The organism is uncultured Methanobrevibacter sp. (assembly GCF_946184425.1).
Lineage (GTDB): Archaea > Methanobacteriota > Methanobacteria > Methanobacteriales > Methanobacteriaceae > Methanocatella.
Window position 1 is genome coordinate 1 of sequence record NZ_CAMHFP010000053.1, and the last position, 14,208, is coordinate 14,208.

Sequence of the window (14,208 nt, forward strand, 5' to 3'; positions counted from 1 at the left end):
TCCAACTGTGTTCATGCAATTGGATGAAATTCCACAATTACCTAACGGTAAAACTGATACCAAGAAACTGCCGGAACCTAAATTAGAACTGGAAAATGTAAAACCTGAAAATGAAACAGAAGAAAAACTGTTTGATATCACTTCCGATTTAATCGGAACAGATGAATTCGGTGTGACTGATGATTTATATGCTATAGGATTTACTTCATTGACATTGATGAAATTAAATACATTAATTTATAAGGAAATGAATGTAAATCTAGACATTTCAATATTGTTTAACAGTCCAACTATCAGAAAACTTTCCGATGAGATTTTAAACCATGATGATCAATCATCAAAATTAGATGAACTTATTGAATTGGCAGAGACTCAAGAGTACTTCCCATTGACAGAAAATCAATTAGGTATATACTATGAGTGCATGCAAAGCCCTGGTGAAATCAAATACACTATGCCTGCAATTGCAAGGTTTGACCATGACATTGATGCTGAAAAATTAAAAGAGTCAATTGTCAAAACAGTTGAAGCACATCCATATATTAAAACAAGAATCGTAACAGCTGATGATGGTACAATAAAACAATATAAAAATGTTTCTGCTGAAATAGATGATATTGAGATTGTTGAAGTAGATTCAATAAGTGATGCTGACATTATTAAAAATGATGTAAAAGCATTTTCATTGGATGATGAACAGTTATTCAGATTCAAAATCTATAAAACATCTGATGAAGTTTTATTATTCAGCGATTTCCACCATATAATTACAGATGGGGAATCACAAGCCTTATTGTTTGAAGATATGGGGGATGCATATGAAAATAAAGAAATTGAAAAAGAAATCGTTGACGGTTATGTATACAGCCTTATTGAGAATGACCTGCAAAACAGCGAAAGATATGAATCTGCTAAAAAATTCTTTGACGACAAGCTATCACAGGAAATCGATTCAACAGTTTTAACTCCTGATCTCAATGGGGACCCTGAAGACGGACGGATTAAATTAGTTTATAACAGATTTGATATAAGTAAAATCGATGATTTCTGTTTAAAACATTCAATCGGACACAATTCATTGATTATGTCTGCTATGATATTGAGCTTGAATAAGTTCACTTATAGTGATGAGACATTAATTACTACAATATTCAATGGAAGAACAAACCCTAACTATTATAATACTCAAGGATTTTTAGTAAAAACATTGCCATTGATTATTAAAAATGAAAACAGAGAATTAACTATTGAAAAATTCCTCAAATCTGTTGATAAAACTTGGATTGATTCAATTAACAATAGTATTTATCCATATACTCATATTGCTGAGGAATATCAGTTAAAACCTGAAATATTCTATTCATATAATGAGGGTTCAGGATCTGAAAGCTTAGTTATAAACGGCAAGGATTATGAAAACTATGAATTGGCTGATGCAACGGAGGAAACAGAATACAAAATAGATATTTCAGTGCTTAAACAGGAAACTTCGATTGATATTGGAATATCATACAATGACCAACTGTACTCCGAAAATTATGTAAAAACATTCCTGGATTCAATTAGGACAGTATTGAACCAATTCATTGACAATGACGTTGAGACATTCAGAATCTGTGATGTTGAACTGGAAACAACTAAGGAAAAACCAACATTCATCCCTCTTGAAAATCCATTCATCCATAAACGTTTCGAAGCGCAAGTTGAAAGCAAACCTGATGAAATTGCATTGGTATCCAATGGAAAAGAGTTCACTTATCGTGAACTGGATGAGTTAAGTAATCGTGTAGCTAATGGTTTGATTAAACGTGGAGTTGAACCGAAACATAATGTCCTGATAATGCTTCCGAGAACAGAAGACCTGATTGCCTCAATTATTGGTATTCTTAAGGCTGGATGCGGATTTATCCCAATTGATTTGGAATATCCTAAAGACAGAATTGAATACATTTATGAAAACAGTGAAGCGGATTACATAATCTCTAATGAAACTTTTGAAATTTCATTAAACATTAAAGAATTGCTTGAAGAAAATAATATTGAAGCTCCTGACGTAGAAATTTCTCCTGATGATACTGCATACATGATTTACACATCAGGTTCCACAGGAAAACCTAAAGGTGTAATGATTAGTCATGAAAATGCATGTAACGAAACTGAAGGAAATCCTAAATGTGAATATGATAATTTATTAAGCATTGCAACAATTGCATTCGACACATCCCTTGAGGATATCCTTACAGGTTTAACCAATGGAATTAAAATAATATTTGCTAATGATACTGAAATCAAGAATGTAGTTGATTTGATACAGTTAATCAAAACAGAAAAACCACAAGTTATGGAATTCACACCATCAAGGTTACTGTCTTACCTGGAAGTTGAAGAGTTCTGTGAAGTGATTGACTGCGCTGAATGTATCGTTATGGGAGGAGAGCAATTCTCAGCCAAAGCATTCAATGAAGTAAAACAATACTGTGATGCAAAAGTTTACAACAGTTATGGACCAACAGAAGCGACTATTGCTTCCAATTACAAGGAAATAACTGATCCGAACGTTATTACTATTGGTAAAGCTTTACCTAACTATGTAACTGAAGTAAGGGATATTGATGGAAAACTTCTGCCTCAAGGAGTAATGGGAGAACTATACATCGGAGGTACCGGTGTCGGTAAAGGATATTATAACATGCCTGAAAAAACAGAAGAGGTGTACTTAACCATAAATGACATTCCTTACTATAGAAGCGGAGACTATGCAATAGAATTGCCTGATGGGGACATTGATATTAAAGGAAGAATTGATAACCAAATCAAACTTAGAGGATTAAGAATTGAGATAGGTGAAATCGAATCCAACATATCCAGATTCCCTAATATTAAACGTGTTGTTGTTGCAATTAAAGAAATGAATAACAGCGAACATTTATGTGCATACTTCACTGCTGAAGAGGATATTGACACCAAACTCCTTAAACGTTACTTGCAAAGCAAGTTAACCAAGTACATGGTTCCAACTGTATTCATGCAATTGGATGAAATTCCACAATTGCCAAATGGTAAAACTGACATGAAAGCATTGCCTGAACCTTCATTGGCACTTGATTTCGTTGAACCTGAAACCGAAACTGAGAAAAAATTATTCAAACTCGTTTCATCACTTACAAGTGCAGAGGAATTCGGAATCACTGATGATTTATACACATTAGGATTCACATCATTAACACTGATGAAACTGAATTCAATGATTTATAATGAAACAGATGTAAACATTGAGATAACTGATTTGTTCAACAATCCTACAATCCAAAGTCTTTCAGACAAAATAGACAACAATATTGATACTCAAATAGATATTCCGGAAATTATCAAGACTGCAGAGACAATGGAACTGTTCCCATTGACTTCCAACCAGTTAGGTATCTACTACGAATGTATGCAGACACAGGAAATCAAGTACACAATGCCTTCAGCAATACACTTTGGCAGTGATGTTGATCCGTTCAAACTCAAACAGGCAATAATTGATACTGTTGAAGCACATCCATATCTTAAAACAAGAATAATTACCACTCCTGAAGGGGAATTAAGACAAAAAAGATGTGATGATATAGAAATTGATGATATCGAAATTGCTGAAGTAGATTCAATTACGAATGAAGAGATGATGGAAAATGACATCAGCTATATTCCAATAGAAGACAATCAGTTATTCAAATTCAAAATCTATAAAACTCCAAGTGAAACTGTATTGTTCCTTGATATTCATCATATTATCACTGATGGTGTTTCACAGGATCTTCTCTTTGAAGACATTATTAGCATGTATAATGGTGAGGAAATTGAAAGTGAAATTGTAGATGGATTTGCTTACAGTTTAATTGAAGAGCAACTTGCAGAAAATGAAGTCTCAAAAGAGTTCTATAAAAATAAATTTGCTCAAGGATTTGAATCAACTGTTTTAACTCCAAACTTGAACGGAAATCCTGATGAAGCTAAAATCAAACTTATAGGAGATTCAATAAATTCAAACTTCGTAAGACTGTTCTGTCAAGACCATTCCATAAGTCCAAATGTTCTGTTCATGAGTGCTACATTATTGGCTTTAAATAAATTTACATTCTCTGATAAGGCATTGATAACAACTATTTTCAATGGTAGGTCAAACTCCAATTACTACAACACTCAGGGAATGTTGGTTAAAACACTTCCGATAATGGTTGACAGTTCAAAAAGGGACATGATGATTGAAGACTACATTAAAGTAGTGGACAAATCATGGAAAGATTCATTAGTGCACAGTAATTATTCATACACTAAACTTTCAGAGGATTATCACTTAAAACCTGAATTCTTCTATGCATATCATGGAGCATTCGAAACAGATAATCTTGAATTGAACGGAAACACTTACGCTATGGAAGAGCTTGACGGTACTGTAGCAACTGATTACAAGATTAACTTGGATATTTATGATGACGGGGAAAATATTGGAATTTACATTGAATATAATGACCAAATATATACTGAAGAGTATGTTCAAAAATTCTTGCAGGCCATTAAATACATTTTAGTCCAGTTCTTTGTTAACGATATGGATAAATTAAGAGTTAATGAAATCGAACTTGTACCTAACTTGCTATTGCCTGAATTCGAAGAAGTTGTTAATCCGTTCTTACATAAACGTTTCGAAGAGCAAGTGGCAGCTAAAGGGGATGAAATTGCGCTTGTTGCAAGTGATGATTCCTTATCATATGATGAGCTTAACAAAAAGGCAAATCGCATAGCAAATGCATTAATCAAAAAAGGTGTGAAACCGAGAAGCAATATTTTGATAATGCTTCCTCGTACTAGTGACTTGATTGCTTCAATAATCGGTGTATTAAAAGCAGGTTGTGCATTCATACCACTCGATTTAAAGTTCCCTAAAGAAAGAATTGAATACATATATGAAAACAGTCAAGCAGATTACATCATTAATGTGGATGGCCTTGCACTTAATTCATTATCTATTGAAGAATTGCTTAAAGAAGGCAATGATGAAAATCCGGATGTTGAAATTTCATGTGATGATTTGGCATACATGATTTACACTTCAGGTTCTACAGGTAATCCAAAAGGTGTAATGATCAGTCATGAAAATGCATGTAACCAAACAGAAGCAAATCCAAAATGCGAATACAATAATTTATTAAGTATTGCAACAATCGCATTCGATACATCTCTTGAAGATATCCTTACAGGTATTACAAACGGAATAAAAATAATCTTTGCAAATGATGATGAAATAAAAAGCATTGTTGAGTTAATAAGGTTGATTAAACGTGAAAAACCGGAAGTTATGGAATTCACACCTTCAAGATTGTTATCCTACTTAGAGTTTGAAGAGTTCTGCGATGCAATCGAATGCGCCAAATGTATTGTAATGGGTGGAGAACAGTTCTCAGCAAAAGCATTTGAAGGAGTTAAAAAATATGCTGATGCTAAAGTATACAACAGTTACGGACCAACTGAGATTACAATTGCATCCAACTATAAGGAAATAACTGACCCTGAAAACATCACAATCGGTAAAGCTTTAAGAAACTACATAACCGATGTAAGGGATATTGACGGAAAACTCCTGCCTGATGGCGTAATGGGTGAACTCTACATTGGTGGTGTTGGTGTAGGTAAAGGATACTACAATATGCCTGACAAAACCGAAGAGGTATATCTGACAATTGATGATATTCCATACTACAGAAGCGGAGACTATGCAATACAACTTCCAAATGGTGAAATTGATATAAAAGGTAGAATTGACAACCAAATCAAGCTCAGAGGATTGAGAATAGAGATTGGTGAAATTGAATCAAACATTTCCAATTTCCCTAACATCAAACAGAATATTGTTGTAATCAAGGAAATAAGAAACAATGAACACTTGTGCGCTTACTTCACAGCAGAAGAGGAAATCAACAAAGATGAACTTAAAGATTACTTGAGTGAAAGATTAACTCAATATATGGTTCCAACTGTATTCATGCAAATTGATGATATGCCTCAAACTCCTAATGGTAAAACAGATGTAAAAGCATTGCCTGAACCTAAATTGGAATTAAATTATGTTGCACCTAAAAACCAACTTGAACAAACAATATGTGCAATATATTCATCTATCTTGGACATAGAAATTGTTGGTGCAGAAGATAATTTCTTTGAAATAGGTGGAACATCACTTATTGCATCTAAACTAATCATTGAATTGCTTAAACAGGATTATAATGTGAAATATGATGATATTTTCAGAAATCAAACTCCAAGAGCATTAGCCAGTTTCTTGTCAGGTGAAGGCATGTCCGATGATTTGGATGTGGACATTATTGAAAACTATGATTACACAAAAATCCACAAGCTTCTTGAGCAAAACACTTTTGAAAACTTTGCTAAAGGTACAAATCTTGAATTGGGCAATGTCCTGTTAACTGGTGTAACTGGATTCATGGGTATTCACGTATTGTATGAATACATTAAAAATGAAGAAGGAACCATTTACTGTATGATTAGAAAAGGTAAATTCGACAGCTGTGAAGAACGTTTACTCGACCTGATGGATTACTATTTCGATGAAGACTTCAGCGACCTTATCGGATCACGCATAATCTTAAGTGAAGGAGATATTACAAGTCTCGATGACTTCAAGAAGTTAGAAAACTTCCCAATTGATACAATTATCAACTGTGCAGCTATCGTAAAACACTACACTCATGACGACTACATATTCAGAGTTAACGTTGATGGAGTAGTTAACGGACTTGAATTTGCTGAAGCAAACAACATCAATTATGTTCAAATTTCAACAACCAGTGTTCTGGATGAATTTACTGATGATACCGATATTGAAAACGTTCAATGTGATGAAACAACCCTATACTGGGGACAAGACTTGTCTAACAAGTACTTGAACAGTAAGTTCCTTGCAGAAAGAATGGTTCTTGAAAAAGCTTTAACCGGTCTAAATGTAAAAATAATAAGGGTAGGAAACCTCATGGGTCGTTACAGTGATGGTAGATTCCAGAAAAACTTTGACACTAATGCTTTCTTGAATAACATTAAGGCTATTAAAAACTTAAAAGCAACAATTCCTGAAATTTCAGAAGAACTTGTTGAATTAAGTCCGATTGATTATGTGGCAAAAGCAACTCTTGCTCTTGCTAAAACACCAAAAGAATCAAGAATATTCCATGCTGTAAGTGATAAAATAATACCTAACAGTGATATATTCGATACTTTAAATTCATTCGGATTTGATATTGATGAGGTAACTCCTGAAGAATTCAGAAAAATCTATGAGCAAAACATGGATGAAAATATTCAGGGAATCATTACTGCTGACATGAGTATTAATGATTTTGACTTTGAAGAGGAAGATGAAGAAGTTGAAGGAGATTATGAGGAACTTGTAAAAATAGATCAAACATTAGATATTCTCAGTTCATTAGGATTTGACTGGCCGGAATGTGATAAAGAGTATCTTGAAAGATTTATAGGTTATTTAAATGAGGTACATTATTTTGATTAAATCCGAGATGTAAATATGAATTTTAAGATAGCGGACAGTAAATTTAAAGAATTATTATTGCCTAGTTTACTTATAGTAATGGCTTTGAACATAAGCTCTGTAATTGATTCCTTTTTTGTTGGATCATTTATTGGGCCAAATGCAGTTTCTGCAATTGAAATATTAGAACCTATGGTTTTATTAATAACTGTCTTTGAATGGTTATTTGGACTTGGAGGGCAAATTATAGCTGTAAATAAAAAAGCCGAATTTGATGTTGATGGAAGTAATCGTTACTTTACAACATCAATTGTTGTGTCAATTCTTGCATCTGTCATAATGGCAGTTTTTTGCCTATTCTTTTTTGGGGAATTGGCTACATTGTTAGGTTCTACACCTGCTTCAAAGCCACTTGTAATGGAATATTCCAAATTCCTATATGGATGTTTTGTTGTATCTACCGTTGCTGCGGTACTTACTCAATACATCCGTGTAGATGGCCAGCCAAATTTGGCATCAGCAGTTATTATAATAGCTAATGCAATCAATATTGTTTTGGATTATGTTTTTTTATCTTCTGGAATGGGTATGGCTTCAGCATCACTTGCATCATTTATAGGATATAGTATTGCCTTAGGAGTATGTTTGTTATATATCTTCAATTCCAAAAGAACATTTCGTTTTGTTCGCTCAGCACTCAAAATCAAGACTTTTCTAAAAACTACATGGCACATGATGAAGGTAGGTTTCCCTGGGGCAAGTATGGGTATTTTTGATGTGATTTTCGTTTATATAATGAATATTTTCTTGGTAACAAACCTGGGAGATGTTGGATTGGCAACATACTTGTTATGTATGGATGCATTAGTGCTTGCAAGTATTGTTGATATTGGAGTTTCAGAAACACTGACATCAATTGTTCCGGTGTATTATTCAAAACATGATTATGTAAATTTAAATCATTTAATTAAAAGGTCTCTAATAATTACAATGATTTTTGCAGTTATCCTGACAGTTCTTCTATGGTCATGGCCTCAAGGATTTTTGGCTCTTTACAATTTCAATCATGTTGAGATGGCGGATTTTGCAATAAATGCACTTAGATTGTATTCATTCTTCTTTATCCTGTCAGTACTTCCTAACATGTTGATATTCTACTATGAAGCTATTGAAAGACCTGTTTTCTCATCAATAATTTCAGTTCTCTTCACACTCGCAATCCCACTGGCTACGGTAGTTGCATTATATAATCTAATTGGATCTAATGGAATATGGATAGGTTTTCCGATATCCTGTATAATCTCAATGATTGTCATTATCATTGGTGTTAAAATAATTCAGAGAAGAGAGCCTGAATACAGTGGCCTGTTCTTTGTTGAAAATGATTTGGTTCATAAAACCAAAAACTTTGTCTTGACAGACAATGACATGAATTCCAGAAAAGAATGTTTAAACCATTTGAAAGAATTAGATGCAAGTGATGAGTTCTGCAACAATACTGATAAGATTTTTGATGTGATTTTTGATACAAATGACCCAGGTACCTATGTGGAAGTGTTAGTTATAGATTATGATGATAATATCCATGTTGATATCAAGTATGATGGCGAACAGGAAAACCTGGAAACTCTTAAACATAGCTTTCCTGCGGACCTTTTCAAATGTGCTGAGGTTTTAGGATTTAATACAATTGAATATGTCATGGGTAAGAGTTAATGTTTTTAAAATTAGTAATTATCAAGTTTTATTAATGAAGATGTGATTTATATGGAATATTTTAAATTGAATAATGGGGAAAAAATACCTGCATTGAGTTTTGGTGTTTATGAAATAAAACAAAGAAAAACAAAAAAAGCAGTTCTTGAAGCATTGAAAGTGGGTTATCGTTCAATAGATAATGCACAAGTTTATTATAATGAAAAAGAAGTTGGAGATGCAATTAAAGAATCAGAGATTTCACGTGATGAAATCTTTTTAACAAGCAAAAACTGGGTTAGCAATGCAGGTTATGATAAAACCATTAAAGCATTCAATAAATCTTTGGAAAATCTTCAAACGGATTATCTTGATTTATTCCTAATTCATGAACCTTTTGGTGATTATTATGGTTCTTATAGGGCATTACAGGATTTGCAAAAAGAAGGTAAAGTTCTCTCTATTGGGGTGTCCAACTTTAATTCAGCCCGTTTGATAGATTTAGTAATGAACAATGATATTGTTCCTCAGGTCAATCAAGTTGAAACCACTCCGTATTTTCAGCAGCATGAAGCAAATGAGTATATGGATGAATTAGGGGTTTGTCATCAGGCTTGGGGTCCGTTTTCAGAAGGGATAAATAATTTATTTAAAAACCCTATTTTGGTGGAAATCGCAGAAAAATACTCTAAAAGCACTCCTCAAATTATTTTAAGATGGCTAATTGACAGGGATATTCCGGGAATATGCAGATCAGTAAAGAAAAAGAGGATGTTGGAAAACATTGATATTTTTGATTTCGAGTTATCAAATAAAGAAATTAAAAAAATAAAGGAAATAGATACTGGTAAAAGTCCGTTCATGGACTTTGATGATCCAGACACTGCAAAAGAGTTGAATGAAGAAATAGTCTAATATTTGAATTTTGCCTTGCCTCGGTTTTTTAGCAGGAATTATTCCAATTAAAAATTGAACGGTCAACATTGAACTTTCACAAGATGAAATAAAAACAATGGAAGAATTGGCTGATAAGGCTAATATTAATACAATCAGAATTTGGGAAAAAGAGATGAAATAATTTCTTTTTCTATTTTTTTATTATTTAACTCTCATAATTTTTTTATATTTGAAATATTTTCCATAATTTAAAGGATTTGTTATTATGAAGTATGTTAAATTGGGAAATTCTAATCTGAAGGTAAGTAAAGTGTGTATGGGTTGTATGGGTTTCGGAGACCCAAATAATGGAATGCATACATGGACATTGCCTGAAATGGAATCTCTAGAAATAATTAAAAATGGGATGGATAACGGTATAAATTTTTATGATACTGCTATCGGCTATCAGAATGGTACTTCAGAGCAATATGTCGGAAAAGCAATAAGAGAATATTCATCAAGAGATGATATAGTCCTTGCAACTAAATTCTTGCCTCGATCAGAAGAGGACATCAAAAATAACGTTTCAGGCCAACAGCATATTCACAATATGGTTGATAAAAGTTTAAACAATTTGGGTCTTGATTATATTGATTTGTATATTTACCATATGTGGGATTATAATACTCCATTATATGATATTTTGGAAGGTTTGAGTGAAGTGATTGAAGAGGGTAAGGTAAGATATATAGGAATTTCAAACTGCTTTGCATGGCAACTTGCAAAAGCCAATGCTCTTGCTGAAGCTGAGGGATTTCCTAAATTCGTATCGATTCAGGGCCATTACAATCTGATTTTTAGAGAGGAAGAACGTGAAATGATTCCCCTTTGTAAAGCAGACAATATTGCAACAACTCCTTATAGTTCTCTTGCATCTGGAAGACTGTCAAGGATGCCTGGTGAGGAATCAAAAAGATTAAAAGAAGATTTTTATGCTGAATTGAAATACAAATCAACAGAAAGCCAGGATGGTGAAATCATCAGAAGAGTCAACGAAATTGCAAACAGTTTGGGAGTGTCAATGACTGAAGTTTCTCTTTCATGGCTTATGGAAAAAGTAACCTCTCCGATTGTTGGTGCAACCAAAATGCATCATGTAGAAGGAGCAGTAAATTCTGTTGATTTAAAATTGACAAAAGATAATATTTCTTATTTGGAAGAGCCGTATGTTGCTCATGATTTGGTAGGAGTCATGGCTGACAACAAAGTTTCAGCTAGTGATAACGAAAAGGTTTGGGCAAAGCATACAAAAAATAAGATTTAATTATCTTATTTTTTTAATCGAAAATTAGTTTGTCAATAATGTCCATGTCAAGATTCTCTTCAACTATTTCTGCCAGTCTGTTTAAAGAATAATCTTTTTGTGTTTCGTAAGGGTCTTCACCATATTTTGCTTCAAGACCTTTTTTAACTCTTATGTAATTTAAAAATTCTCTTCTGAAGTTGTAATTGTGGAATATTCCATGGAAATAAGTTGCAAATGCATTTCCGCAAGATGCTCCATCAATCAGACCCTCCTCATTATTTCCCTGACCCTGCTTTATTTCCAGCAATGCTGTGGAATTGATGAGTTTTGTTGTACCTTCATGTATCTCATAACCTGTAACTTCTTCACCTGCAATATTTTTAAATATCTCTCCGGCAATACCGTTTATTTCAGAAGGTACTGTTGCAACAGACTGAGTTACTATTTTATCAGCTCTTGAAAATTCAGATTCGATGTCAAGTAATCCTAAACCTTTAATGGTGCCATGTTTTGATTCCTTTTTATTTTCATCATGGATTATGTTTCCTAAGATTTGCAATCCTCCACAGATTCCAACAATCGGAATCTCTTCTGATTTTTTGATGATTTTATCGGCTAGTCCACTTTCATGAAGGGCATATGCATCCTCGGTTGAATTACGGGTTCCGGGAATAATTATTGCATCAACATCACCTATATCGTCATTGACTCCAATCATTTTAAGTGAAACATCGTCTTCAAATTCAAATGGGTCAATGTCTGTGAAATTGGCAATCTTTGGAAGTCTAATAACACCAATTGTAATGTCATTTCCTTCAATGAATTCATGTGTTGTCAATGATGCAGAGTCCTCTTCAGGCAGTTTCAATGTTTCATCGTAAGGCAATACTCCTAAAACAGGTTCTCCTGTAATTTCTTCAATCCTGTCAAGGCCCGGTTTTAAAATGTCCAGATTTCCTCTAAATTTATTGATTACTGTTGCTTTAAGTCGTGACCTGTCATAATCATCAAGCAAAACGTATGTTCCGGCAATTGATGCAAAAACACCGCCCATTTCGATATCTGCAATTAAAATTACATTGGCATCGGCCATGTGGGCTATTTCCATATTTGCAATGTCCTGCTTGCGCATATTGATTTCAGCAGGTGAACCGGCACCCTCAATGATTATGATGTCATAATCCTTTGATAAAATGTCAAAACTTTCCTTAATGGCATTTAAAGCGGTATCATGGTATTTGTGCTGGTAATCGTAAAAATTCATATCTCCTATTGATTTTCCCTGAATTATCACATTGGATGTAAAATCTCCTTTTGGTTTTAATAGGACAGGATTCATATGTATGCTTGGTTCAATCATTGCTGCCTGTGCTTGTAACATTTGCGCAATTCCAATTTCTCCATTCTCTTTTGTTGTGTATGAGTTTAGAGACATGTTTTGGGATTTGAAGGGAGCTACCTTGTATCCCCTGTTTTTATATATTCTACATAAAGCCGCTACAAGCATGCTTTTTCCAGCATTTGATGAAGTTCCTTGAACCATGATACATTTTGTCATGTAATAAAATATTGAACTAATGTTATAAATAATTTTAAATTCTAAAAGAAAAAAAGTCATTTGATTTTTAATCTTATTTGAAGATGTGTTTTTTCTGTTTTCAAATCACAATTTTTATTTTTAAGTTATCAGGGGGTTAAATACGTCTGATATAAAAAGTGGTATTGTGGTTTTTAACTTTTTTTTTACACATCTGTCAAATTCGATTAACAAGAAATAATTATTGTAAATTATCTTGTAATATTTAATTTTATTATTTTTAATATTTAACAGTTACTTTAAATACATAATTATTCGTTATTTTTATTTTATTTTGATTAAATTTTATTTTATCATATTATTTTGATATTTTTGACTATTTTGATTTAATGATATGAATTTTATTAATGTTCGTGTTCTTAAATTATCTTTTTATTAAATGTCGTTTGGGGATATTATTTTTCTAACCAATATACAAAAATTTTTGAACCCCTGTACTTGAGAAGTACAATAACTCAAAAATACAAGTATTTTGTTTGTTTTAATTTATGCCATAATAATGGGCATTATTTGCGGAGTTGTTATCACCATTTTGGATTTTATCTCTTCATTAACTACAAGCATACCTACTATGACATTATTTGCGACATTAGGTGCTTTCGTTGGAAAGTTAATCCAAGTAAAAATTAATAGATAGTCATTATAGTTTTATCCTATAATAACTATCATTTTTAGAAAAACTTTTTTTATATATTATATTTCAACACCACTATCTGTTAAAATCCTTTCACCTACAGGTTGTTCCTCTTCAAAGTTACTGAGATAATTCTTATAGATTTTATCACCTTCAGAAGACAATTCCATAATGTATCTTAATACATCATCTCTTGAATAGCTGAAGTAAATATCTAAAGTTTCATTAATACCCATTAACTCCAATTGATGATTTAATAATTCATTACAATACTTTAACACCCACTTCTGGTCATTAGCTACATTAACAATAAATCCAGTAATAGCTGAATCGTTTATGTATTCAGCCACATTCTGATTAGACTTTTCATTACCTGCCTGAGATTGCGGTGTTACAAAAGTTCTTAAAATATTATTTCTAAAGATTTCCGTTTGTCTAGTATAATCTGACTGGTAGTTATTACCACCTAAGATTTTAGATTCAATTCCGGGAGGCACAATAGCTACATTACTTCCAGCCGTTGTACCATAGTCAGCATAAAGATTTTCTTTAGC

The 14,208-nt window shown here is 32.8% G+C and carries 7 protein-coding genes; 5 read left to right on the top strand and 2 right to left on the bottom strand.

All coding sequences use genetic code 11. The features are described from left to right. Positions 1–13: 13 nt before the first annotated feature. The 4 genes from Q0P94_RS09500 to Q0P94_RS09515 all read left to right on the top strand — a co-directional run bounded on the left by Q0P94_RS09500 (position 14) and on the right by Q0P94_RS09515 (position 11,441). Positions 14–7,564, top strand: coding sequence for a non-ribosomal peptide synthetase (locus tag Q0P94_RS09500; protein WP_295116006.1), 7,551 nt, complete (start codon positions 14–16; stop codon positions 7,562–7,564). Positions 7,565–7,579: 15 nt separating this feature from the next. Beyond that, entirely contained in the window at positions 7,580–9,259 is a 1,680-nt protein-coding gene (locus Q0P94_RS09505) for an MATE family efflux transporter (RefSeq protein ID WP_295116008.1), read from the top strand. A 51-nt stretch (positions 9,260–9,310) separates the two neighbouring features. Next, the gene (locus Q0P94_RS09510; protein WP_295116010.1) at positions 9,311–10,153 is read left to right on the top strand and encodes an aldo/keto reductase; all 843 of its coding nucleotides are present in this window, start codon (positions 9,311–9,313) and stop codon (positions 10,151–10,153) included. 247 nt (positions 10,154–10,400) lie between these two features. Next, positions 10,401–11,441: an aldo/keto reductase gene (locus Q0P94_RS09515; RefSeq protein WP_295116012.1), complete on the top strand. Its 1,041-nt coding sequence runs from the start codon at positions 10,401–10,403 to the stop codon at positions 11,439–11,441. Between the two features lie 13 nt (positions 11,442–11,454). Here the strand turns inward: Q0P94_RS09515 and cobQ are convergent, their stop codons facing one another. Further along, positions 11,455–12,981 (bottom strand): cobyric acid synthase CobQ, encoded by a 1,527-nt coding sequence (gene cobQ / locus Q0P94_RS09520; protein WP_295116014.1) that lies wholly within the window; start codon positions 12,979–12,981, stop codon positions 11,455–11,457. 511 nt (positions 12,982–13,492) lie between these two features. Between cobQ and Q0P94_RS09525 the strand changes: the two genes are divergently transcribed. Beyond that, positions 13,493–13,657, top strand: a complete 165-nt coding sequence (locus Q0P94_RS09525) for a hypothetical protein (RefSeq protein ID WP_295116016.1) — start codon at positions 13,493–13,495, stop codon at positions 13,655–13,657. A gap of 56 nt (positions 13,658–13,713) precedes the next feature. Here Q0P94_RS09525 and Q0P94_RS09530 read toward each other — a convergent pair. After that, positions 13,714–14,208, bottom strand: a 495-nt coding sequence (locus Q0P94_RS09530; RefSeq protein ID WP_295116018.1) for a hypothetical protein, incomplete at its 5' end; no start/stop codon positions are given.